Source organism: Agromyces sp. Soil535 (assembly GCF_001428255.1).
Taxonomy (GTDB): domain Bacteria; phylum Actinomycetota; class Actinomycetes; order Actinomycetales; family Microbacteriaceae; genus Agromyces.
Genome location: NZ_LMRW01000003.1, coordinates 27644 through 51472, shown reverse-complemented (window position 1 = coordinate 51472; position 23829 = coordinate 27644). Strand labels below are relative to the sequence as shown.

General features: G+C 69.4%; 17 protein-coding genes. 12 read left to right on the top strand and 5 right to left on the bottom strand.

What is annotated here, in order from left to right:
* The first annotated feature begins 177 nt into the window (after window positions 1-177).
* On the top strand, window positions 178-5661 hold the full coding sequence (locus tag ASG80_RS04460; protein ID WP_156401643.1) for an alpha-L-arabinofuranosidase C-terminal domain-containing protein: 5484 nt from the start codon (window positions 178-180) through the stop codon (window positions 5659-5661).
* 268 nt (window positions 5662-5929) lie between these two features.
* Here the strand turns inward: ASG80_RS04460 and ASG80_RS04455 are convergent, their stop codons facing one another.
* The 3 genes from ASG80_RS04455 to ASG80_RS04445 all read right to left on the bottom strand — a co-directional run bounded on the left by ASG80_RS04455 (window position 5930) and on the right by ASG80_RS04445 (window position 8273).
* Complete coding sequence (locus ASG80_RS04455) at window positions 5930-6952, bottom strand: 1-aminocyclopropane-1-carboxylate deaminase (protein ID WP_056728950.1); 1023 nt, start codon at window positions 6950-6952, stop codon at window positions 5930-5932.
* 38 nt (window positions 6953-6990) lie between these two features.
* Entirely contained in the window at window positions 6991-7704 is a 714-nt protein-coding gene (locus tag ASG80_RS04450) for a GntR family transcriptional regulator (RefSeq protein ID WP_056728948.1), read from the bottom strand.
* A gap of 95 nt (window positions 7705-7799) precedes the next feature.
* Window positions 7800-8273 (bottom strand): DUF3806 domain-containing protein, encoded by a 474-nt coding sequence (locus tag ASG80_RS04445; protein WP_056728946.1) that lies wholly within the window; start codon window positions 8271-8273, stop codon window positions 7800-7802.
* A gap of 128 nt (window positions 8274-8401) precedes the next feature.
* On the opposite strand from ASG80_RS04445, the gene ASG80_RS04440 reads away from it, so the two are divergent.
* Window positions 8402-8938, top strand: coding sequence for a dihydrofolate reductase family protein (locus ASG80_RS04440; protein WP_056728944.1), 537 nt, complete (start codon window positions 8402-8404; stop codon window positions 8936-8938).
* 88 nt (window positions 8939-9026) lie between these two features.
* On the opposite strand, the gene ASG80_RS04435 is transcribed toward ASG80_RS04440, so the two are convergent.
* Window positions 9027-9497 carry a DUF805 domain-containing protein gene (locus ASG80_RS04435; RefSeq protein ID WP_056728941.1) on the bottom strand — a complete coding sequence of 157 codons (471 nt, stop codon included), beginning with the start codon at window positions 9495-9497 and terminating at the stop codon, window positions 9027-9029.
* 133 nt (window positions 9498-9630) lie between these two features.
* Here ASG80_RS04435 and ASG80_RS04430 point away from each other — a divergent pair, with 133 nt between their 5' ends.
* Window positions 9631-11154: an ATP-dependent DNA ligase gene (locus tag ASG80_RS04430; RefSeq protein ID WP_056729177.1), complete on the top strand. Its 1524-nt coding sequence runs from the start codon at window positions 9631-9633 to the stop codon at window positions 11152-11154.
* A 24-nt stretch (window positions 11155-11178) separates the two neighbouring features.
* Here ASG80_RS04430 and ASG80_RS04425 read toward each other — a convergent pair whose 3' ends face one another.
* Entirely contained in the window at window positions 11179-11646 is a 468-nt protein-coding gene (locus ASG80_RS04425; protein WP_056728939.1) for a helix-turn-helix domain-containing protein, read from the bottom strand.
* Window positions 11647-11731: 85 nt separating this feature from the next.
* Here ASG80_RS04425 and ASG80_RS04420 point away from each other — a divergent pair, with 85 nt between their 5' ends.
* From ASG80_RS04420 to ASG80_RS04380, 9 genes are all read left to right on the top strand, one after another.
* Window positions 11732-12439, top strand: coding sequence for an SDR family oxidoreductase (locus ASG80_RS04420; RefSeq protein WP_056728937.1), 708 nt, complete (start codon window positions 11732-11734; stop codon window positions 12437-12439).
* A gap of 254 nt (window positions 12440-12693) precedes the next feature.
* A complete protein-coding gene (locus ASG80_RS04415; RefSeq protein WP_056728935.1) occupies window positions 12694-13698 on the top strand; it encodes a LacI family DNA-binding transcriptional regulator in 1005 nt (334 codons plus the stop codon).
* Window positions 13699-13797: 99 nt separating this feature from the next.
* Entirely contained in the window at window positions 13798-15024 is a 1227-nt protein-coding gene (locus tag ASG80_RS04410; RefSeq protein ID WP_056728933.1) for an extracellular solute-binding protein, read from the top strand.
* A 43-nt stretch (window positions 15025-15067) separates the two neighbouring features.
* Complete coding sequence (locus ASG80_RS04405) at window positions 15068-16057, top strand: carbohydrate ABC transporter permease (protein ID WP_056728931.1); 990 nt, start codon at window positions 15068-15070, stop codon at window positions 16055-16057.
* Window positions 16054-16872 (top strand): carbohydrate ABC transporter permease, encoded by an 819-nt coding sequence (locus tag ASG80_RS04400; RefSeq protein WP_056728929.1) that lies wholly within the window; start codon window positions 16054-16056, stop codon window positions 16870-16872. The genes ASG80_RS04405 and ASG80_RS04400 overlap by 4 nt, the downstream gene beginning before the upstream one ends.
* A complete protein-coding gene (locus ASG80_RS04395; protein WP_056728927.1) occupies window positions 16872-18599 on the top strand; it encodes an amylo-alpha-1,6-glucosidase in 1728 nt (575 codons plus the stop codon). The genes ASG80_RS04400 and ASG80_RS04395 overlap by 1 nt, the downstream gene beginning before the upstream one ends.
* Window positions 18600-18804: 205 nt before the next feature.
* On the top strand, window positions 18805-23037 hold the full coding sequence (locus ASG80_RS04390) for a LamG-like jellyroll fold domain-containing protein (protein ID WP_156401641.1): 4233 nt from the start codon (window positions 18805-18807) through the stop codon (window positions 23035-23037).
* Window positions 23038-23158: 121 nt separating this feature from the next.
* Window positions 23159-23434 (top strand): type II toxin-antitoxin system Phd/YefM family antitoxin, encoded by a 276-nt coding sequence (locus ASG80_RS04385; protein WP_056728925.1) that lies wholly within the window; start codon window positions 23159-23161, stop codon window positions 23432-23434.
* Window position 23435: 1 nt separating this feature from the next.
* A complete protein-coding gene (locus ASG80_RS04380; protein WP_056728922.1) occupies window positions 23436-23828 on the top strand; it encodes a type II toxin-antitoxin system VapC family toxin in 393 nt (130 codons plus the stop codon).
* Window position 23829 lies beyond the last annotated feature (1 nt).

Below are 23829 nucleotides of genomic sequence, written 5' to 3'. Positions count from 1 at the left end.
CTCTCGCCGGGGACGCCCGCGAGATCGGCAGATTTCCTCTAGCGCGCTCGGGCGCCGCCCTGTTAGCGTTCACATGTTAGCGCTCACAACGCACACGGCGCCGCATGACAGGCCGCAGACCCTCCGCGCCGTGGCGCGCACGAGCGCGCCCACTCGAAGACGAGAGAGAGGTCGATGATGACCAGGTCCAGCAGCACTGCTCCACCGTCGGTGGCCGAGCACCCGCCCCGGCGTCGAAGGATCGGCAGGCGCTCGGGCGTCGCGCTGTGCGCGGCGCTCACGCTCGCCCTGCTCGCCCCTGCGGGCGCCGTCGGATCGCCCTTCGCCTCACCGGCCGCCGCCGCGCCTGCAGACATCGCCGCGAGCGACGCGGCAGGCGTGGCGATCCCGAACCTCGACGACGTTCGCGGCAACATCACGCTCCCGGCGACGGGAGCCGGCGGCTCGTCGCTCACGTGGACCTCGAGCGACCCGGCCGTCGTCTCCACCGATGGACTCGTCGAGCGCCCGGCGCCCGAGTCGGATCCGGCCACCGTCACCCTCGAGGCGACCGCGACCTTCGACGGCGCCGTCGCGACGCACGACTACGTGGCCACGGTGACCCCGTCGCCGGTCGACGAGCCGCTCGCCGCCTACTTCTTCCCCCACTTCGTCGGCGAGTCCACCGCCGACGGTGAGGAGATCTACTTCGCCGCGAGCGTCGGCAACGACCCCGAGGAATGGATGAGCCTCAATGACGGCGAGTCCGTGCTCGCCTCGACGCTCGGCGAGCAGGGCCTGCGCGACCCGTTCCTCATCCGCTCACCCGAGGGCGACCGGTTCTTCCTGCTCGCCACCGACCTGAAGATATACGGCGGCGGCGACTTCGGCACGGCCCAGGAGACCGGCAGCCGCTCGATCATGGTGTGGGAGTCCGACGACCTCGTCACCTGGTCGGAGCAGCGCGAGATCGTGGTCTCGCCAGAGAAGGCCGGAAACACGTGGGCGCCCGAGGCGTACTGGGATGCCGCGAACGAGGAGTACGTCGTCTACTGGGCCTCGGCGCTCTACCCCGAGGACGTCCCCGCAGACCAGCGCGACATCGCGACGAGCTACCAGCGCATGATGTACGCGACCACGCGCGACTTCGTCACCTTCTCGGAGCCCCAGGTCTGGATCGACGAGCCCCAGGGAGCCGGTCGCGGCATGATCGACTCGACCGTCGCCTTCGAGAACGGCGCCTACTACCGCTTCACCAAGGACGAGTCCGACTTCACCGTCCGCGAGGAGAAGTCGACCGATCTGCGCCGCACGCAGGGCGTCGTCGACGGCGACGGCTGGGACCTCATCGCCGAGCAGGTCGGCGTGGGTCAGCCCAACCCCTGGGGCGGCACCTTCACCAACGGCGAGGGGCCCTCGGTCTTCAAGTCCAACACGGATGCCACGTGGTACCTGCTGCAGGACCAACCCTCGTACCACGGCGGCGAAGGCTACATGCTCTTCGAGAGCCCCGACCTCGCGAGCGGCGAGTGGACGGCGGTGCCCGAGGCGCAGCTCCCCGAGAGCCCGCGCCACGGCACCGTGCTGCCCGTGACGGCGAGTGAGTACCAGCGCCTCCTCGAGACCTACCAGCCCGACGCACTCGTCGAGGGCGTGACCGTGACGCCGGACTCGGCGACGCTGGCAGCGGGCGAGGCCGCCGGCTTCGAGGCATCCGTCACGCCCGTGACCGCTGAGGACCGCAGCGTCGCATGGAGCTCGAGCGACGAGGCCGTCGCGACGGTCGACGCCGCCGGTGTCGTGACCGCCGTCGCCGACGGGACCGCGACGATCACCGCACGATCGGTGCGCGGCACCGAGGGCACCGCCACCGTCACGGTCGAGACCCCCGCTGCACCCGAACTGCCCGCCGACGCGTGGGTCGACGAGTTCGACGGCGACACACTAGACGGCCGATGGGCGATCGAGGGTGAGGTGCCAGATGCGTGGTCGCTCACCGAGAACCCCGGCTCGCTCACCCTGCACTCGCAGAGCGGCGACACCTATCAGACCGCCAACACGGCGAAGAACGTGTTCCTCGTCGACGTGCCGGCGGGCGACTTCACGGCGTTCACCTCGGTGAGCGGCGCGGTCAGCCGCGACTTCCAGGGCGCGGGACTCTTCGTCATGAAGGACTTCGACAACTACGTGCGAGCGGGCCTGACGAACGTCAGCTTCGCGGCCGGCGGCCCGACGATCATCGAGAACGGCGTCGAGCAGAACGCGGTCTACGGCTCGACCTTCACCTCCCGCCCCGGCTCCACGCACGAGTACCTCCGCGTGCAGCGCACCGGTGACGAGGTCGTGACGAGCTACTGGACGGGCCACGACTGGGCCGAGGCCGCGCGCGCGACCGTCGGCTTCGACGCCGCCCGCATCGGCCTGTACGCGCTGGCGGCCGGCTCCGCGCCGAGCCACGAGGTGACCTTCGACTCCTTCGCACTCGTCGCGCCCGAGGGTGCCGACATCGTGCCAGAGGGCACGTTCACGTTCGAGGGCTCCGGCGACGAGCGGTACCTCACCGCCGGCGACGGCGGCACGGTCCGGCTCGACGGCACCCGGCCGCTCGAGCAGCTCGCGCTGATCGCCGACGAGGTCGACGCGGGCGAGGCCGGCGCCGAGGCATCCGCTGCCCGGCCCGTCGTGATCCGCGACTCGGGGAGCGATCGCCTGCTCGTCATCGACGGCGACCGCCTCGCGCTCGCCGCAGACGGCGCGGAGGCGACCGTGTTCCGGCTGACCGACGTCGGCGGCGGCAAGGCCGCCCTGCACACCATCGACGACCGGTACCTCGTGCTCGGTGAAGGCGGCGCGCTCGTCGTCGGCGACCAGGCGGACGCGGCTCGGCTCACGGTCGTGCCGGTCGAGATCACCGAGCACTCGATCGAGATCGACACCGACGCGCCCCGCACCGACATGAGCGACGACCTCTACGGCATCTTCTACGAGGACATCAACTACGCCGCAGACGGCGGGCTCTACGCGGAGCTCGTGCGAAACCGCTCGTTCGAGTTCAACACCGCCGACAACCGGGCGTTCACCGGACTCACGGCGTGGGAGGAGGTCGAGCGGGGCGCCACCGGCTCCATCGCCGTGGGCGCCGACCGGGCGCGCTGGCTGAACGACTCGAACCGGTTCTCGCTCACCGTGCAATCCGATGGCGCGGGCGTCGGCGTGCGCAACACCGGGTTCGATCGCGGCATCGCCGTGGAGGAGGGCGCGAGCTACGACTTCTCGGTCTGGGCGCGGTCGGCGACGGCGCAGCAGCTCACCGTGACCGTCGAGAACAGCACAGGCACCGAGCAGTATGCGCTCGGCACGGTCGACGTCGCCGGCGACGACACGTGGCGGAAGTACGACGTGCGGGTCACCTCGAACGCGACCACGGATGCCGGGCGCCTCGTGGTGCTCGGCGGTGCTGCGGGTTCGCTGCAGCTCGACATGGTCTCGCTGTTCCCGGTCGACACCTGGGTCGGTCCCGTGAACGGGCCGAGTGTGCTCCGCAAGGACCTCGCCGAGAAGGTCGCGGCACTCGAGCCGTCGTTCCTGCGTTTCCCCGGTGGGTGCGTCACGAACGTCGGAACCTTCAACACCTACCTCGAGTCGGACGGCCAGGACCGCCGGCGCACCTACCAGTGGAAGGAGACCATCGGACCGGTCGAGGAGCGGCCGGCCAACTGGAACTTCTGGGGGTACAACCAGTCGTACGGCATCGGCTACCTCGAGTACCTGAAGTGGGCCGAGGATCTCGGCGCGACGCCGCTTCCCGTGGTGTCCGTCGGCGCCAACGGCTGCGGCAGCAGCATCCCCGAGATGACCGACCAGGCGCGCATCGACCGGTGGGTGCAGGACACGGTCGACCTCATCGAGTTCGCGAACGGCGACGTGACGACCGAGTGGGGCGCGAAGCGCGCCGAGCTCGGACATCCCGAGCCCTTCGACCTGCGCTACATCGGGCTCGGCAACGAGGAGAACACCGACACGTTCCAGGCGAACTTCCCGAAGTTCCGCGATGCGGTCGAGGCGGCGTGGCCCGAGGTCACGATCATCTCGAACTCCGGACCGGATGACACGGGCGCGCGCTTCGACGAGCTGTGGGAGTTCAACCGTGCGCAGGGCGTCGACATGGTCGACGAGCACTACTACAACGACCCGTCGTGGTTCCTGCAGAACTCGGAGCGGTACGACGCGTACGACCGCGAGGGACCGCACGTGTTCCTCGGCGAGTACGCCTCGCGTGGCAACACGTTCGGGAACGCCCTCGCCGAGGCCGCCTACATGACGGGGCTCGAGCGCAACTCGGATGTCGTGGAGCTCGCCTCGTACGCGCCGATGTTCGCGAACGAGAACCACGTGCAGTGGGCGCCCGACATGATGTGGTTCGACAACGACGAGTCGTGGGGGTCGGTGAACTACTACACGCAGCAGATGTTCATGACGAACGTCGGCGACGAGGTGGTGCCCAGCAGCCACACGGAGGCCGACCGGGCGTCCGATCTCGACGGCGGCGTGTTCCTCTCGACGTGGCGCACGAGTGCGGCCTACGACGAGGTGCGGGTCACCGACAACGCGACGAGCGACGTGCTCTACGCCGAGTCGTTCGAGGGCCCGGATGCGACGTGGTCGCCCGTTGCCGGGTCATGGGCGCTCGCCGGCGGGGAGTACGTGCAGTCGTCGACCTCGGTCCAGGACGCGCGCTCGCTGGCTCCCGACGCCTATGCGCGGGACTGGTCGAATTACACGCTCGAACTCGACGCACGCAAGATCTCCGGGTCCGAGGGCTTCCTGATCGGCTTCGCGGCCGGGGCGCCCAACGACTTCTACTGGTGGAACCTCGGAGGGTGGAACAATACCCGCATGGCCCTCCAGCACGCCGCCGGTGGATCGGCGAACGAGGTCGCCGCCGTGGAGGGACGGAGCATTGAGACCGGGCGCGACTACCACGTGAAGATCGTGGTGGACGGCTCGACGATCGAGCTCTACCTCGACGGGGTGCTGCAGCTCAGCTACACCGAGCCGTCGGCCAAGGGGCTCTACCAGGTGGTCACGCGCGATACGGAGACCGGTGAGCTCGTGCTCAAGGTCGTCAACCCGACCGGGTCGACCGCCCGCACCGACGTGGCGGTCACCGGGGGGCTCACGATCGACGGCGACGTCGCGGTCACCGAGATGGTGGGCGCACCGGGCGACGTGAACACGAAGGCCGACCCCGAGCACCTCGTCCCCGTGGATCGGGAGTGGTCGGGCGGCGGCAACGAGTTCAGCTACGACTTCCCGGCGTACTCGATCACCTTCCTCACCCTCACCGAGGAGCCGCAGCCGCGCTGCGAGGTGACCTACGTGATCAACGGCGCGTCGAAGCAGTCCTTCTCAGCGGACCTCACCATCACCAACACCGGGGATGCGCCGTACACGGCGTGGGAGCTCGGCTTCGAGTTCCCCGGCACGCAGACGCTGCGCGCCGGCCACGACGCGTGGTGGCACCAGGACGGTGCAGCGGTGACGGCGGGCAACCTGCCGTGGAACGGCACGATCGAGCCGGGCCAGACGGTCGAGCTCGGATTCAACGGCAGGGTGAACGGGGGTGGGAATCTCGAACCCGGTTCGTTCAGCGTGAACGGCGATGCCTGCACGGTGAAGTAGCGGGTGAGCGCACGGCCCCGGGCGGAACGCCGCTCGGGGCCGTGTGCTCGCGCCTCGGCTGGCCGGGCGGAGATTATTGTGCGCGGGCAGCCGTCGCATCGAACGGTCGCACATCGTGCGTTGCACCCGCGATATGCGACGGTTCGGTGTGAGAGGCCGCCGGGGAACCAAGGCGCGAGGTGAGCGGATGCCGCGTCCGCGCGTCAAGGCCGCGCATCGGGATCTCGAGTTGCGGCTGGCTCGCCCGTCGCTCCTCGGCGGGCGGGGCTCAGTGGTAGCGGCCGCTGTACGCGTTGATGGCCGGCTGCCCGCCGAGGTGCGCGAAGAGCACGTTCGAATCGTGGGAGATCTTGCCGCTCGACACGAGGTCGATGAGGCCCGCCATGGACTTGCCCTCGTACACCGGGTCGAGGATGATGCCCTCGAGCCGGCCGGTGAGGTAGATCGCCTCGTCGGTCGACTCGACGGGGATGCCGTAGAAGTCGCCCGCCCAGCCGTCGAGCACGGTGATCTCGTCGTCGCGCAGTTCGCGGCCGACCTCGATGAGCGCCGCCGTGTTGCGGGCGACGCGCGCGACCTGGTCGCGGGTCTCGTCGATCTTCGCGGACGCGTCGATGCCGAGTACCCGCCGCGGCCGGCCGCCGAAGTTCTGCTCGAGGTCGGCGAAGCCGGCGATCATGCCGGCGTGCGTGGAGCCGGTGACCGAGCACACCACGATCGTGTCGAAGAACACGCCGAGCTCGCGCTCCTGTGCGGCGACCTCATGCGCCCAGTTGGCGAAGCCGAGGCCGCCGAGCGGATGGTCGGAGGCGCCCGCCGGGATGGCGTAGGGCGTGCCGCCGGATGCCTCGACATCGGCGAGGGCCTGACGCCACGACTCCTTGAAGCCGATGCCGAACCCGGCGGGGGAGAGCCGCACGTCGGCGCCCATGAGCCGCGACAGCAGGATGTTGCCGACCCGGTCGTGCACGGCATCCGGCCAGTCGACCCAGTGCTCCTGCACGAGCACGCACTTCATGCCGAGGTGCGCCGCGACCGCGGCGACCTGGCGAGTGTGGTTGGACTGCACGGCGCCGATCGAGACGAGCGTGTCGGCGCCCTTCGCGATCGCATCGGGCACGAGGTACTCGAGCTTGCGTACCTTGTTGCCGCCGAAGGCGAGGCCGCTCGAGACGTCCTCCCGCTTCATCCAGATGCGGGCGCCGCCGAGATGGTCGCTCAGTCGGTCCACCGGATGCACGGGACTCGGCCCGAATGTGAGCGAGTGACGGGGGAAGTCGGTGAGTGCCATGATGCGCTCCTCTCAGTGATACCGCGGCGGAAACCCCGTCACGGCGTTTCGGTCACGGATGCCGCACCGGCCTCCGCGTCCGCGTCGGCGTCGCGCTGCGGTTCGAGCTGCAGCAGACGCCCGAGGGTCGACCAGTTCTCGCGGGCTGCGACGCCGGCCTCGTCGGCGAGGCCGGCGCCGCACAGCGCGATGATGCGGTCGTGGTCGGCCACGGAGCCGCGGCCGGCGAGTGAGCCGAACCGCGCCCGCTCGACCCGGCGCAGCAGCGGCGTGACCTGTTCGAGCAGGCCCGGCAGCAGCGGGTTCGCGCTCGCGCGCACGGCGACGCCGTGGAAATCGTCGTCGGCCGCAATCGCGGCCTCGACATCGTGCGCCTGCAACGCGGCCGCGAACCTGGTGTTCGCCTCGCGCATGGCGTCGAGGTCGGCCTCGGTGAGTTGCGGCACCGCGTCGCGTACCGCGAGCTCGTGAAGGGCCGCGGCGATGCGCTGCGCCGCGAGCGTCGAGCGGGTGTCGAACGGCGCGACGAACGTCTGCTTCGCCCGCTCGGTGCGCACGAGACCGGCGATCTCGAGGCGTGCAATTGCTTCGCGAATCGGGGTGCGGCTGACACCGAGCCACTGCTCGAGCTCGGGGTCGCGCAGGCGCTCGCCGGGGGCGAGCTCGCCGCTGACGATCGCATCGCGCAACTCGCGATAGGCGTAGTCGCGCAGCGAGCTCGGGCGCTCCGCGCGGGACGGATTCAGCGGCATGCAATATATTGCACGTTACTAGGGTCCGGATGTCAAGGGCACCTGGTCCATTCGTCCCGAGTCGCGCCGCGTTCGCCCGACCCGAGTCGTGCCGCCTACGCGCGCCGGCGCCCGCTCGTGACGGGCAGCGCCGCCACCACGCGGTGGACGGTCGCCGGAATGAACTCGCCTCCGTCGTGGGCGATCCAGCGTTCGGCCACGAGGTCGGTCGGGTAGAGGAGCATCTTCGACCTGGGCTCGTGCAGGGCGAGCTCCGTACGGTGCCCGTCGTCGGCGATCATCCACCGCAGCTGCGTCCTCAGCACGAGGTGCTCACCCAACGCCGATCCGATCGCGTTGATCATCGGATGGGGATCCACTCGCTCCGGGGGATTCACCCGATGCCACTGGGTGACGGACTTCTCGTACAGGTCCCGGATCTGGCCGACGTCGCCGATGTCGGTGCCGGTGTCGGCGACGATGGCGATGAGGCTGTCGATCCACTCCTGCTCCACGTCGGTGAGCTCGCTCAACCGGGGCGGCGGCGAGGCCGCGTCGGTGCGCGCCGAACGCCGGGAGAAGAGAGCCATGCGAGACATTCTTCCGTGAGCGGGATGCGCACGTGACATCCGCTCATCCCGATTTCGGGGGACATGTCGATGAGGGGTGTCGCCGTTCGGAGCATGGGGGGAGGATCGGACTCGGAGAGGACGCAACCATGGGCCGCATCATCGCCACATTCCAGATGACGCTCGACGGCGTGTTCGACCACGTCGACGAGTGGTACGTCTCGGCCGATGACGAGCAGCGAGCGTCGCACGAGTTGTTGTTCGCCAGCGATGCGCTGCTGCTCGGCCGAGAGACCTACGAGGGCCTGTCGGCGTACTGGATGCGGCAGCACGACGCGCTCGGCTTCGCCGACCGGCTGAACGCGATCCCGAAGTTCGTCGTCTCGCGAACGCGCACCGGCCCGCTGGAGTGGAACGCCACCCTGATCGAGGGTGACGTCGAGGCGGCCGTCTGCGACCTGAAGGGCCGGTTCGACACGATCGTGTCGTACGGGTTCGGCGAGCTCGGCGCGTTCCTCGTCGAGCACGGGCTGCTCGACGAGCTGCGGGTCGGCGTGTTTCCGCACATCCACGGCGGCAGCGGCCTGCGATTGACGTCCCCCCGGCCGATCGGCCTGCGCGCGGCCGGCATGCACGTGCTCGCCTCGGGCATCACGATCCTCAGCTACGTGCCGCGCAGGACGTGAGCGCGGCCGCCTCATCCGCGACGGTGTCGGGAAACGGCCGGCGCGGGGACTACCCCCATCGCCGGCCGCCGTCAGGGCGAGCCGGGACTCAGCGGTCGAAACGGGCGCCGGCGGGACTGCTCGGCAGGGCGAGCAGGACGATCACGATGATGGGGCCGACGAATGGGATGAAGGCGAGGAAGTAATACCCACCCGAGCGATTCGTGTCATGCAGGCGCCGCCAGAAGATCGCGAGGAACGGTACGAGGAGCGCGAGGGTCACGATCAGGCTGATGGTCCAGACGGTCCAGTAGCCGGGCCCGTATACGATCTGGTAGTCCGCCGTCACGGTCACGTTCGTGATGCCGACGGCGCTCAGCGGGATCATGATCGCGACGCCCACGACCACGTAGGCGAGGTAGACCCACCAGAACTCGCTGCGGCTCGCGCGGCCCGAGAAGGTCGCGTACTTCCCGAAGAACCGCGCGATGGCCTGGCCGATCGTCGCGCCGTACAGCGGCTGGGACAGGGCGGCGGCCTTGGCGGGCTGGGAATCGACGGTCGGGGACTCGACGGCCATGGGGCTCCTCGGATTGGTGTGAAGGGGACGGATCGGGGGAGATCCGGACGCCATCATGGCGGTCGCGTGCCCGCTCGTGCAAGAGGGCATCCTGATGCGCCCCGGTGTCGGATGCCGGTGGCAGACTGGCCCCGTGCTGCTCGACGAGCTCGTGACCACGGCCGATGCCGTCGCTTCGACGCGATCGCGGCTGGCGAAGGTCGATGCGCTCGCCGGGCTGCTCGTGCGGCTCGAGCCCGACGAGATCGCGCCCGCCGTGGGCTTCCTCGTGGGCAAGCCGCGGCAGGGGCGCGTCGGGGTCGGATGGCGCGGGGTCGCCGCCGCGATGGGCGAGCCGGCCGAGTCGCCGACGCTCACCATCGCCGAGCTCGACGAGCTGCTCGACCGGCTGGCCGTGACCTCCGGAGCTGGGTCGGCGGCCGAGCGTGCCCGCGCGCTCCGCGAACTCACCGCCCGCGCGACCGAGCGGGAGCAGGGCTTCCTCGGGCGGGTGCTCCTGGGCGACATGCGCACCGGTGCCCTCGAGGGCGTGCTCACCGACGCGATCGCTCGCGCCGCCGACCGTCCGGGCGACATCGTGCGTCGCGCCGCGATGCTGTCGGGCGACCTCGGCGAGACCGCCCGGCTCGCGCTCACCGGCGACCCGGCAGAGCTCGACGCGGTCGGACTGGTCGTCGGCCGCCCGGTGCTCCCGATGCTCGCCGCGACCGCCCCGAGCGCGGCCGACGCGGTCACGACGACGGGCGAGGCATCCGTCGAATACAAGCTCGACGGTGCGCGCATCCAGGTGCATCGCTCGGGCGACGACGTGCGCGTGTTCACCCGCAACCTCGCCGACATCACGCATCGCCTGCCCGAGGTCGTCGACGTCGTGCGGCGGATGCCGGTGCGCGACGTGATCCTCGACGGGGAGACGCTGTCGCTCGACGAAGACGGTGGGCCGCGGCCCTTCCAGGAGACGATGTCGCGGTTCGGCGCCGAGACCGCGCGCGAGACGCTGCTGCATCCGTGGTTCTTCGACGTGCTGCACGTCGACGGGCGCGACCTGCTCGACGAGCCGCTCGCGACCCGCCTCGGCGAGCTCGAGCGCATCGCCGGCGAGCACCGCATCCCCGGCGAGGTGACGGCAGATCCCGAGGTCGCCGAGCGCGTCTCGCGCGACGCGCTCGCCGCCGGCCAGGAGGGCATCGTGGTCAAGGCGATCGGCTCGCCCTACGCGGCCGGCCGCCGGGGATCGAGCTGGATCAAGGTGAAGCCCGTGCACACCTACGACCTCGTGGTGCTCGCCTGCGAATGGGGGTACGGACGGCGCGAGGGCTGGCTGTCGAACCTGCACCTCGGCGCGCTCGACCCGACGGGCGAGTTCGGTGAGCCGGGCGACTACGTGATGGTCGGCAAGACGTTCAAGGGGCTCACCGACGAGCTGCTGCGGTGGCAGACCGAGTACTTCCAGCAGATCGAGGTGCGGCGCACCGGCAACACCGTGTGGGTCGCTCCGACCACGGTCGTCGAGATCGCGATCGACGGGGTGCAGCGGTCGACCCGCTATCCGGGCGGCATCGCACTGCGGTTCGCGCGGGTCAAGCGCTACCGCGACGACAAGCGCCCCGAAGACGCCGACACGATCCAGACGCTGCGGGGGATGCTGCGTGAGTAGTGCGTGTGCTCGACAGCGTGACCGTCAGGCCGTGACGGTCGCCCCGGGGCCCGGCACAGCGACGACATCCTCTGGGTCGAGCTCACCGCCCTCGCCGTCGAGGAACGCGAGCCGCACGGGGGCACCCGTCTCGCGCTCGGTGTAGATGGCCGCGGGGCCGAAGCCGCTCGGGCGGTACTCGTCGCCCCATGCGCTGATCGCGGCGAGCACGGGCTTGAGCGCCCAGCCTGCTTCGGTGAGCACGTACTCCACGCGCTCTCGTTCGCCGGCCTCGCGATAGGGTCTGCGCTCGAGGATGCCGGCCTCGACCAGCCGGGCGAGCCGGTCGGTGAGCACATCTGGTGCGACACCCAGTTCCGCGCGGAACTCGGCGAAGCGGGTGCGGCCGCGGAGGATCGCCTCGCGCAGGACGAGCACCGACCACTTCTGGCCGAGCACCTCCAGGCTGCGCGCGATGGAGCATCGCTCTGCGGTCTCCGCATTCTGTCGCATGACTCGATCATACCAACTGAGTTGGAGAATCCAACTCAGCCTGCTAGCTTGGTGATTCCAAGTCAGCTGCGAAAGGCAACACACCATGACCAATCTCCACCACGCCGTCGTCCTCATCACCGGAGCCAACGGCGGGCTCGGCACGGAGTTCGTGCGCCAGGCCCTCGAGCGCGGCGCCGCGAAGGTGTACGCCACGGCCCGCAACCCGCGCGAGTGGGGCGACGACCGCGTCGTGCCGCTCGCGCTCGACGTGACCGACGAGGCGTCCGTCGCCGCAGCGGCGGCCGCGGCATCCGACACCACCGTGGTGGTGAACAACGCGGGCGCCATCGGCGGTCAGCCGATGCTCAGCGTCGGTCTCGACGACGTGCGTTCGCTCTTCGAGACGAACGTGTTCGGTCCCTTGGCGGTGGCGCAGGCGTTCGCGCCGGTCCTCGTGGCGAACGGCGGAGGTGCCCTCGTCGACATCCACTCCGCGCTCAGCTGGCACGCCGGCGGCAATGCGTACAGCGCATCGAAGGCGGCGTTCTGGTCGATCACCAACTCGCTGCGGCTCGAGCTGGCGGGGCAGGGCACACAGGTCGTCGGTGCACATCTCGGGTACACCGACACTCCGATGATCGCGGACCTCGACGTGCCGAAGGAGCGCCCCGAGGTCATCGTCGCGGCCATCTACGACGGTCTCGAGGCCGGTGCGCACGAGGTGCTCGCCGACGACACGAGCGTGTACGTCAAGTCCGCGCTCTCGGGGGAGCTGGTCGGCCTCTATCCCGAGCTCGCCGTGCGGCGCTGACCCCGGGCGAGCCGGCGGCTCCGACACAGGGCGGATGCCGAGCCTCACACGCGGCATCCGCCCTCCCGCCCGATCTCGGAAGGGGCTTGCGTTGTCGAACCGGTTCGATTACCGTACAGTCTCGTACACACGGATTCAAGCCGCTCGTTCGACAGATCAACACGTAATGTTCGCGTTCGACCACACGAAACGGGCGAGAATCCGGAATAATCCGCAGAGAATCATCGAATCGGTTCGAAGAAGAACGGGACGACGTGGCAACGATCGGCGATGTAGCCAAGGCGGCGGGGGTCTCCCGCAGCACCGTGTCGTACGCCCTCTCGGGCAAGCGGACCATCTCCAGCGAGACGCGTGAGCGCATCGAATCCGCCATCCGCCAGCTCGGCTTCACCCCGAATGCCGGAGCACGAGCGCTCGCGACCTCGCAGACCAAGGTCATCGGCCTCTTCGTGCAGTTCTTCCGCGACGAGTTCTCGCCTGCCATGCTGCAGTACGTGCTGCCGATCTCGGATGCCGCGCGCGAGGCCGGCTACGACATCCTCATGGTCACCGAAGACGACGGCCCACGGGCGCTGCGCCGGATCACGGACTCCGACATGGTCGACGGCGTCATCCTCCTGAACGTCGCGCACGACGACGAGCGGGTCCCGCCACTGCGCGCCGCGCGGCAGCCAGGGGCGCTCGTCGGCCTCCCGAAGGACACCGAGGGACTCGACGTGTTCGACCTGGACTTCGGCGAGGCCGCGCGGATGCTCGTCGACCACCTCTATGAGCTCGGCCACCGCGAGATCATCCTGATCTCGCCGAACGAGCATGTGATCACCCGCGGCGGCGCCTACGCCTGGCGCTTCCGCGACGCCGCGCTCGAGCGCGCCGCGCGCTACGGACTGCGCATCCACCCCTTCTACGGCGAGACCCAACAGCCGGCGGTCACCGAGTCGCTCAACGCGATCCTCGACCAGCGGCCGACCGCAACGGCGATCATCGTGCACAACGACGCGATGATCGCCGGCCTGCCCCCCGTGCTCAACGCCCGCGGCGTTCGCGTCCCCGACGACCTCTCGGTCGTCGGCATCTACTCGGAAGACTTCGGTCGACTCTTCTCGCTGCCGTACACGGCCATCGAGACGTCGCCGGACAAGCTGGGCCGCGCAGCGGTCCAGGCGCTCGTGCAGCGAATGCAGGATCCGGACGGCGCCGGTGCGCCAGTGGTCCGATTCATCGCACCCGAACTGACGGATCGAGGCAGTACCCGCTGACCCCGTCCCGCATCCTGGCGGGACATCCGTCGGCTTGCGAGTCGAACCGGTTCGACAGACACCAAGAAGCACCACCCGCATCATTCAAGGAGGAATACCGTGGCAATTCAGCACAGGGCGCGCGTCTTCGGCGCCGCCATCATCACCGTCGGCGTGGCAGCAGCCGCGCTCACCGGATGCTCGACCTCGGGCGAGAGCTCGTCGGCGTCGACCGAGTTCACGCTGTGGGACCCGTACCCCGATCGCGATGCCGAGTCGACCTGGGCCAAGGCCATCGACGCCTGCGCCGCCGACCTCGACATCACGATCGAGCGCAACGCCGGCAACACCGGCGACACCGTCAAGGACCTCACCACGGCCGCAGGCAACCTGCCCGACGTCGCCATGGTCGACAACCCGAAGGTCTCGACGCTCGCGGATGCCGGCCTGCTCACGACGACCGATGACAACGGGTTCGACGTCTCGAACATCGAGGCGAACATCCTCAGCGCCGGCGAGATCGACGGCAAGGTCTACGGCGTGCCCGTCGGGGCGAACACCCTCGGCCTCTACTACAACCCGACCGTGCTCGAGGCCGCGGGCGTCGACATCGCCTCGGTGACCGACTACGCCTCGCTCACCGCGGCCCTCGAGAAGGTCGTCGCGTCGGGCAAGAAGGGCATCACGTTCTCCGCCGTCGGCACCGAGGAGGGTTCGTTCCAGTTCCTCCCGTGGTTCTGGGGAGCCGGAGCCGACCTCACGGAGCTCGACTCCGCCCAGGCTGAGAGCGCCCTCCAGCTGTGGACCGACTGGCTGAACAACGGCCTCGCCCCGAACTCCGTGATCTCGAACACCCAGGGCACCAGCTGGGACGAGTTCATGACCGGTGAGTACGCCTTCGCCGAGAACGGCTCGTGGTTCAAGTCCGCGGCCGACGAGGCCGGCTACCTGTCCGTCCAGATCCCGGGCATCGACGGCGGGGTCGCCCCCGCCCCGACCGGTGGCGAGTTCATCACGATCCCGGTCCAGAAGGACACCTCGCGCTACGAGACATCCGCTGCGATCGTCGAATGCCTGAGCTCCGGCGACACGGGCGCGACCGCGCTCGGGTACGTCGCGCCGACGGCCGACGGGCAGGCCGCCCAGCTCGCCGCCGACTCGTCGCTCGAGTTCTGGATCGGCGCCGTGGGTGACGCGAAGCCCCGCACGGCCGACAACCTCGGCATCTCGTACGGCGTCATCTCGGAGCAGCTCTACACCGCCGTGCAGAACGCCCTGAGCGGAGCGGCCTCGCCGGCCGACGCGCTCGCCGAGGCACAGGCTGCGGCGGCCGACAAGCTCAAGTAGCCGACAGCACACCCGCACCGCCCTTCGATGGAGAGAGAGTCAGATGACCGCGACGCAGACCACATCCAGGGTGGCGGTGCGCGACGACGCGGGGGAGGTGGCGCCGTCCATCGGCGCCATCTCCCCGGCTCGTCCGCTTCGCAGCCGACGGCGCCTTCGGGCGCAGCTGACGGCGTGGGCGTTCATCGCGCCCGTCGTCGTCTACCTCGTCGTCTTCTACGCGTATCCGCTCTACCGGAACCTCGACCTGAGCTTCCGCGACTACACCCTCCGTTCCTTCATCGACGGAACGGCGCCGTTCGTCTGGTTCGACAACTACGTCGAGGTCATCCAGAGCTCGACGTTCACGCCGGCGCTCATCAACACGGCGGTGTTCACGCTTGTGTCGATCGTGTTCCAGTTCGCGATCGGCCTCGCGCTCGCGGTGTTCTTCTTCAAGCGGTTCCCGCTTGCGGCCACCCTGCGCGCACTCTTCCTGGTGCCATGGCTGCTGCCGCTGCTCGTCTCCGCGTCGATCTGGGCGTGGATGCTCAACAGCGAGTCGGGCATCGTCAACGCGGGCCTCGAGGCCGTCGGCCTCACCCAGGTGAACTGGCTGACCTCGCCGCAGTGGGCCATGGTGTCGGTGCTCATCGCGAACATCTGGATCGGCATCCCGTTCAACCTCGTGATCCTCTACAGCGGCCTGCAGAACATCCCCGGCGAGGTCTACGAGGCCGCGGCGCTCGATGGCGCCAGCAGCTGGCAGACGTTCTGGCGCATCACCTTCCCGCTCCTCCGTCCGGTGTCGGCGATCACGATCCTCCTGGGTCTCGTCTACACGCTGAAGGTCTTCGACATCATCTGGATCATGACGCGCGGGGGCCCCGGCAACTCGTCGACCACGTTCGCGATCTGGTCGTACCGGCTCGGGTTCGGCGGCGGGTCGCCCGAGCTGAGCCCGGCTGCCGCGGTGGGCAACCTGCTCATCGTGCTCGCGTTCGTCTTCGGCCTCATCTACATCCGCACCCAGCGTCGATTGGAGCGCGCATGACCTCGACGAGGAGGATCGGGAACACCGTGCTCGGCGTGATCTTCACCGCGCTGATGCTCTTCCCGCTCTATTGGATGATCAACGTCTCGCTGACGCAGCCGACGGACCTGCGCAAGGACCCGCCGAACCTCTTCCCCGTGAACCCGACGTTCGACGGCTACTCGCGGGTGCTCAGCGAGCAGCTGCCCTACCTCGGGACGAGCCTCGTCATCGGGCTCGGTACCGTGGTCCTCACGCTCGTGCTGTCTGCGCCGGCCGCCTTCGCGCTCGCGAAGCTCCGCCCGCGCGGCGGCATGGTGCTCGACTTCGTGCTGCTCATCGCCCAGATGATCCCGGGCATCATCATGGCGATGGGGTTCTACCTGATCTTCTTCAACTGGGGCATCCTCGACACGATCCCCGGGCTGATCCTCGCCGACTCCACCCTCGCACTGCCGTTCGGGGTGCTCATCTTCACCGCGTTCATGGCGGGCATCCCTGATGAGCTGATGTCGGCCGCGAAGATCGACGGGGCGGGGCCGTGGCGCACGTTCCGCTCGATCGTCATGCCGATCAGCCGCAACTCCATCGTCACGGTGTCGCTGTTCACGTTCCTGTGGGCCTGGTCGGACTTCATCTTCGCCTCGACCCTGAACCGCGGCGGCGACCTGCAGCCCATCACCATGGGCATCTACAAGTACATCGGGAACAACACGCAGGACTGGAACGCCATCATGGCCACCGCGGTGGTGGCGTCGATCCCTGCGGCGGTGCTGCTCGTCGTCGCGCAGCGCTACGTCGCGGCCGGTGTCACGGCGGGGGCGGTCAAGGACTGATGCCGACCCTCGAATTCGCCCTCGACGAGGTGCCCTTCAGCATGCGCGGCTCGTGGTTGTCGGTGTCGCGCGTGGTCGGGCTGCATCGCTCGGCCGAGCTCGTCCACCTCGTCTCCCATCAGACCGGCATGCATCCCGTGCTCTCCTTCCAGCCACTGGCCCACGGTGCCGCCGTGGAGGCGACCGAGGTCGCCGCACCCGAGCGGCTCCGCTGGGTCGGGAGGGGCGGCGAGTTCACGGCCGTCTTCGCCGACGTCGACACCGTTCGGGTGCGCGGCTCAGGACTCGGCCTTCGCCTCGGGGATGCCGCTCGCGCACTGACCTCGTTCACGGGCACGTTCCTCTTCCGGGCGCCCCAGGATGGCGCCGCGGTGCTCACCTCCTACGAGACCGGACGGCGCTACCGCATCACCCCGCTCGCCGGCGAGTTGTCGGTCATCGGCGCCGAACGGCTCGGGGCGGGGGAACGGGCGATCGAGGTCGGCGGCGACGGAGGCGAGTGGGAGATCGCCATCGAGGAGGTGTTCTCGGAACCCCGCCCCGTTCGACCGTCTCGGGACTTCCACGCGGTGGTCGCGGAACGGGCCGCGGAGTTCACCGCGTTCGCCGACGCCGTCGCGCCGTGGCGCGACGAGCACCCGGGGGCGACGCTCGCGGCGTACGTGATCTGGTCGGCCACGGTGCGTCCGCTCGGGTTCGTGACCCGCGAGACCGTGCTGATGTCGAAGCACTGGATGGACAAGGTGTGGAGCTGGGATCACTGCTTCAACGCCCTGGCCCTCGCGCCGTCGCATCCCGAGCTCGCGATCGACCAGTTCCTCGTCGTGTTCGACCATCAGGTCGCGACGGGTGCCCTGCCGGATTCGATCACGCACTCGGAAGTGCTCTACAACTTCGTCAAGCCGCCGGTGCACGGGTGGATGTGGTCGGAGCTGCGACGGCGGCTCCCCGACGCCGTGCCTGCCGAGGTGCTTCGTGAGGTCTACCGACGGCTCGCCGCATGGACGCGCTACTGGCTGGACCATCGCCGTGGCACCGATGCCGTGCTGCCCTTCTATGAGCACGGCAACGACAGCGGATGGGACAACTCGACCGTGTTCGACCTCGACCGGGTCGTCGAGTCACCAGACCTCGCCGCGTTCCTCGTGCTGCAGCTCGACGAGCTCGCCCGCTTGGCCGACGAGGTCGCGCCCGGCGAAGCCGAGGGCTGGCGGCGGGAAGGGGAGCACCTGCTCGGAGCGCTGATCGGTGAGCTCTGGGACGGCCACCAGTTCATCGCGCGCTCCGTCGCCGGACGGCGAGCCGGAAGCACCTCGAGCCTGCTCACGGCGCTGCCGATCATCGCGAGCCATCGGCTCCCCGACGGGATGGCCGAACGGCTGGCCGAGAAGGTCACGGCGCACCTCACGGCGTTCGGACCGGCGACCGAGCTTCCCGATTCACCGCACTACGAAGCCGACGGCTACTGGCGCGGCCCCATCTGGGCGCCGTCGACGGTCATCGTCGAGGCCGGCCTCCGTGCGGCCGGCTACGACCGGCTCGCGGATGACGTCAGCGTTCGGTTCCGTCGCCTCTGCGAGCGCAGCGGCTTCGCCGAGAACTTCGACGCGCGCACCGGAGCGGGGCTCCGCGATCGCGCCTACACCTGGACGGCGAGCGCCTACCTGCTGCTTGCAGGCCAGGCATCCGATCGTTCGATGGTGAGCGACACGGCCGGGGGGACATAACAGGAACCGCGAGTAGAGCAGACCGCGCCCTCGAAGAGGAGCGCGGCGCACCGGTGTGCTCGAGCGCATGAAAAGCCCTGATCAGAAGCGATTTATTGTCCACTTTGCCCTTGACCTCGCCGGATGCTCCCCGCTACATTCGGCGTTCGAACCGGTTCGACAACGTCCGTCGATCGGCCCGAAGCGGGATGCGAGGAGGCAGACCATGAACCCTTCCAGTCGACGAAGCGGCGCCGTGCGGCGCGCGGCCATGGGAATGGGGGTGACGATCGCGGTCATCGGCTCGGGGCTCGCGCTGGGCGCGGCGCCGGCGACGGCCGCGGCATCCGACATCCCAGACGGACACCAGGTGGTGCACTACGCGTTCGACGACGCCGCCGGAAGCAGCGTGGTGGTCGACAGCTCAGGGAACAACCGGAACGCTACGCTGGTGAACCCCGCGACCGCGACCTCGGTCGAAGGCACCGACGGCACCAGGGCGCTCGGGCTCCCTGGCGGCGCATCCAATGCAGCGGTCGCCTACGTCGACCTGCCGGCGTCCATCCTGCAGGACCGCACGGACCTGACGGTCTCCACCCGGGTGAACTGGACGTCGTCGAACGCCGCCTGGCAGTGGATGTACGCGCTCGGCACCAACACGACCCGCTACCTCTTCAGCACCCCGCGCAACGGCGACGGCTTCCTGCGCTCCGCGATCACGACGAACGGCGGCGGCTCCGCCGAGAACATCGTCACGGGATCGGCCGTGCTTCCCGGTGGCGCCTGGAAGACCCTCACGGTCACCCTCGACACCACCGCCGACCGCCTGGCGACCTATCTCGACGGCGTCGCGATCGGCTCGGTGACCACTCCCATCACCGCCTCGAGCCTGCTCACCACGACCACGCGCTCTGGCTACATCGGTCGTTCCTTCTACCCCGACCCGTACTTCGCCGGCGCGGTCGATGACTTCGCCGTCTACGACCTCGCGCTCACGCCGGAGCAGGTCGCGGGACTGGTGGCATCGGTTCCGACGGTCACGGGAGTCGCCGACGACTCCCTCGAGGTGCGCACCGCGGTCGGCACCGCGCCCGCACTGCCGGCGACGACGCTCGCCCACTTCACCGACGGCTACGACCGCCCGGCACCCGTCGTGTGGGATGCCGTCGACCCGTCGGCCTACGCGCAGCGCGGCACCTTCGTCGTGAACGGCGTCGCGGCCGGTCAGACGGTCACCGCGACGGTCACCGTGTACGTCCCGAACGAGATCACGGTCGACCTCGGCAGTGACACGGGAGCGTTCCACGGCGGGGCATCCGGAACCCTCTACGGCGTCTACGGCGAGGACATCCCCTCGGACAACCTGCTCGAGGGCATCGACCTGCGCACCGTCTCGACGAAGGCCCAGGACGGGCCGCAGCACCCCGGTGCCGACGCGCTCGAGGTGGTGAAGCCGCTCGCCGACGCGACCGACGGCGACGTCTACATCTACATGACCGACATCCACCGCGGCTTCCCGTACGAGTGGGAGGGATCGACCCCCGAGGAGAAGCTTGCGATCTACTCCGACAAGCTCGCGAAGCAGGTCGACCAGGTGCTCGAGCTGCCGGCGGAGTACCAGGACAACATCGTCTTCGTGCCGTTCAACGAGCCCGAGGGCAACATGTTCGGAACCGGCACCTGGAGCCTCAACGGCGTGAGCTGGCTCAGCGACCCGACGCAGTACTTCGCCGCGTGGGACAGCGCCTACGACCTCATCAAGGGCAAGCTCCCGTCGGCCCGCATCGCAGGTCCGAACACGAGCGTGCTCTACACGCAGGTGAAGGGATTCCTGCAGCATGCCGTCGCCGCGAACACCGTGCCCGACGTCATCACGTGGCACGAGCTCAGCAATCCGGCACAGGTGCGCTCGAGCGTCGCGAAGTACCGCGGCTGGGAGGCCGAGGTCTTCGCCGGGACCGCGTTCGAGGGCGAGTCGCTGCCGATCAACGTCAACGAGTACGCGTTCAACTACCACACCTCGGTGCCCGGCCAGATGATCCAGTGGATCTCGGCCATCGAGGAGTCGAAGATCGACGCCGACATCGCCTACTGGAACATCGACGGCAACCTCAGCGACTCCGCGGTGCAGGCCAACCGTGGCAACGGCCAGTGGTGGCTGCTGAACGCCTACGCCCAGATGTCGGGGCACACCGTGTCGGTGACCCCGCCGTCGCCGAACACGAGCTACACCCTGCAGGGCGTCGCCACGCTCGACGAGGACAAGCGGCAGAGCCGGGTGATCATCGGCGGATCGACCGGCAACGCGTCCCTCGCCGTGACGAACGTGCCAGAGAGCGTCTTCGGCTCGACCGCGCACGCGCTCGTCAGGGAGATCCCGTGGACCGGTCAGCTCGGTGACTCCGCGGAGCCCGAGGTCATCGCCGAGGCCGACATCGCGGTCGAGGGCGGGACCGTCGACTTCGGATTCGGCTCGTCGCTGCCGCAGCTGAAGGAGAGCTCGGCGTACGAGATCATCCTCACGCCGGGCGGGCACTCCACCTCGCCGTCGGTCGCGACCAAGCTCTGGTCCGCCACCTCCGAGGCGGAGAACGCCACGCACTCGGGCTCCGTCTACTTCAGGAACGGCCCGGAGGGCACTCCGTCGAACGTGAGCAGGTTCTACACGTCGGGTCAGTACAACGTGGGCGGCCTTCGCACCGGCTCCGACACGGTGCTCGACTTCCCGATCACCGTTCCACAGGACGGCACCTACGACCTCTCCGTGTTCGCGAGCTCCCTCAACACGTTCGCGACCAACGCCGAGCAGGGGCCGACGAACGTCTTCCTCAGGGTCGACGGCGGAGCCGAGCAGGAGCTGTTCCTGACCCTCGGGTACAAGTGGGTGGTCTGGGATCACACCGACACCACGGTGGACCTCACCGCTGGCGCGCACACGATCAGCCTCGCGGCCCAGAGCCTCGACGGCGTCGGCGCCACCAAGGGCGACGCCATCATCGACAAGATCGACCTGTCGCTGGCCAACCCGGCCTCGGCGCCGATCTACGAGGCGGAGTACGCCGACCTGAGCGGCACCGTGCCGAGTTACGACCACGACGGGGCATCCGGTTCCGGCGCGGTGGCTCTGGGCGACGGCGACACGGCGACGCTCTGGGTGTACTCGCACGACGACGCTCCGGCCACGCTCGAGGTGCAGAGCCTCGGTGGCGGCACGGCGTCACTGGCGGTCAACGGCGTGGACGTGACGGATGTCGCGGCGACGACGCAGGTGCCGGTGTTCCTGTCGGGCGGCGTCAACAAGATCGTCCTCACGGGTGTCGATGGAACCGCGCTCATCGACCGCGTCGGCGTCGGCACGTCCGACGGCGTGCTCACGACGCAGCGCTACGAGGCGGAGGACGGCGTGCTCGCCGGCACGGCCCAGGTCAGCCCGCGGTCGCTGGCATCGGGTGGCGCGGCCGTCACCGGCGTCGGCGGTGAACCCGGCAACGGGAACACCCTGACGTTCGACGACGTCCAGGTCGCGAAGGACGGCACGTACGCGCTGACGTTCCGCTACTCCAACGAGGAGCAGTCGCCCGCGTCGCACTACAACCCCGACCCGCTCGCCCGTCACGCCGAGGTCGCCATCAACGGCGAGACGACTCGGGTGTGGTTCCCGCACTCGTTCCACCAGAACAACTTCTGGGAGCTCAGCGTGCCGGTGGAGCTCGCGGCGGGATCGAACACCATCGAGATCGCCTCGAGCGAGCTGCCGAACTTCGACGGCGAGACCTACATCTCGCAGACGTTCCCCGACGTGCTGCTCCGTTCGAAGCTCGCGCCGAACCTGGACTGGATCTCCGTGACCCCGTTCACCGCGACGGCGCCGACGGCGCCGGATGCCCCGACCGCCGCCAAGGCCACGGCGACCTCGATCGCCGTGCACTGGGCGGCGCCGGCCGATGACGGCGGCAGCGCCCTCACCGGCTACCGGGTGTACGAGAACGGCGGAACGGTGCCGGTCTGCGACGTCGCGGCATCCGTCACCGACTGCACCGTCGAGGGGCTCGCCCTCGCGACCAGCCACGCGTACCGGGTCGCGGCGGTCAACGCCGTCGGCGAAGGTGCGCGCTCCGACACCTCTGCGGTGGTGACGCTGCCGGAGGTTCCGGACGACGGCGCCGTCGCAGTGCCCGGCAAGGCGGTGCTGTCGGCGAGCAACGGCCCGAAGGACGGTGACTTCACGGTCGACATGAGCCTCAAGAGGGGCGAGAACGGCTCGCTGTTCAAGCTCTACGAGAACGGCGTGCTCGTGGCGACGCAGTGGCTCACGCCATCGAGCCCGAACCCGCAGAGCGCATCGGTCCATATCTCGGGGCTGCAGAACGGCGTGTACCAGTACGTCGGCGTCCTCGTGAACTCGAAGGGCCAGACCGAGACGAAGCCGCTGAAGGTGACGGTGACGAACGCCGGGTAGGAAACCGGGTCGCCGAGCGGCAGGTGGGGGTCCGTGGTCGAGCCGGCCACGGACCCCCGCCCGTGGGCGGTCGGGTGGGCGCCGCGTCAGGCGCGGAACCACTGGTGCTACAATGTAGAACATGAGTGAGGTCGGAATTCGCGCGTTGAAGCAGAACGCCTCAGCGGTCGTGGCATCGGTCGCCGAGGGGCGCATCGTGACCATCACCGATCGCGGGCGCCCGGTCGCGCAGCTCTCGCCGCTTCCCGCCGGCCGACTCGCGAGCCTGCTCGCAGCCGGGCGGGCGCGGGCACCCCGGCGTGAGCTCGTCGACCTCCCGCTCCCTTCGGTGTCCCCACACGGGGAAGCCGCGCTCAGCGACGAGCTGCACGAGGCTCGCGACGGCGAGCGCTACTGAGGTGGCGCACTACCTCGACACCTCGGCGCTCGTGAAACTCGTCGTCGCCGAGGCGGAATCGTCGGCGCTGCGCCAGTGGCTCCTTGCGCCGGGGCGCGAACCCGTGACATCCGACCTCGCACGCACCGAGCTCCTGCGTGCGGTGCGCCGGACGGCGCCCGACCGGGCGGTCGTCGCTCACGAAGTGCTCGAGGCGATGGTCGTGCTGACCCTCTCGACCGAGACCTTCGAGGCGGCGGCTCGTCTCGATCCGCCGGTCCTGCGCGCACTCGACGCGCTCCACCTGGCGGTCGCACTCGAACTGGGCGATGACCTCGACGGCATCGTGGTGTACGACGAGCGGCTCGCGGACGCCGCGAACGCGTACGGCATCCGCACGATCGCCCCTGCCTGAG

Excerpts from the sequence above, each read along its gene's own strand:
- ASG80_RS04460 (WP_156401643.1), top strand. The coding sequence starts at position 178 with ATGACCAGGTCCAGCAGCACTGCTCCACCGTCGGTGGCCGAGCACCCG.
- ASG80_RS04455 (WP_056728950.1), bottom strand. The coding sequence starts at position 6,952 with ATGGCACTCACCGACTTCCCCCGTCACTCGCTCACATTCGGGCCGAGT.
- ASG80_RS04450 (WP_056728948.1), bottom strand. The coding sequence starts at position 7,704 with ATGCCGCTGAATCCGTCCCGCGCGGAGCGCCCGAGCTCGCTGCGCGAC.
- ASG80_RS04445 (WP_056728946.1), bottom strand. The coding sequence starts at position 8,273 with ATGGCTCTCTTCTCCCGGCGTTCGGCGCGCACCGACGCGGCCTCGCCG.
- ASG80_RS04440 (WP_056728944.1), top strand. The coding sequence starts at position 8,402 with ATGGGCCGCATCATCGCCACATTCCAGATGACGCTCGACGGCGTGTTC.
- ASG80_RS04435 (WP_056728941.1), bottom strand. The coding sequence starts at position 9,497 with ATGGCCGTCGAGTCCCCGACCGTCGATTCCCAGCCCGCCAAGGCCGCC.
- ASG80_RS04425 (WP_056728939.1), bottom strand. The coding sequence starts at position 11,646 with ATGCGACAGAATGCGGAGACCGCAGAGCGATGCTCCATCGCGCGCAGC.
- ASG80_RS04420 (WP_056728937.1), top strand. The coding sequence starts at position 11,732 with ATGACCAATCTCCACCACGCCGTCGTCCTCATCACCGGAGCCAACGGC.
- ASG80_RS04405 (WP_056728931.1), top strand. The coding sequence starts at position 15,068 with ATGACCGCGACGCAGACCACATCCAGGGTGGCGGTGCGCGACGACGCG.
- ASG80_RS04400 (WP_056728929.1), top strand. The coding sequence starts at position 16,054 with ATGACCTCGACGAGGAGGATCGGGAACACCGTGCTCGGCGTGATCTTC.
- ASG80_RS04395 (WP_056728927.1), top strand. The coding sequence starts at position 16,872 with ATGCCGACCCTCGAATTCGCCCTCGACGAGGTGCCCTTCAGCATGCGC.
- ASG80_RS04390 (WP_156401641.1), top strand. The coding sequence starts at position 18,805 with ATGAACCCTTCCAGTCGACGAAGCGGCGCCGTGCGGCGCGCGGCCATG.
- ASG80_RS04385 (WP_056728925.1), top strand. The coding sequence starts at position 23,159 with ATGAGTGAGGTCGGAATTCGCGCGTTGAAGCAGAACGCCTCAGCGGTC.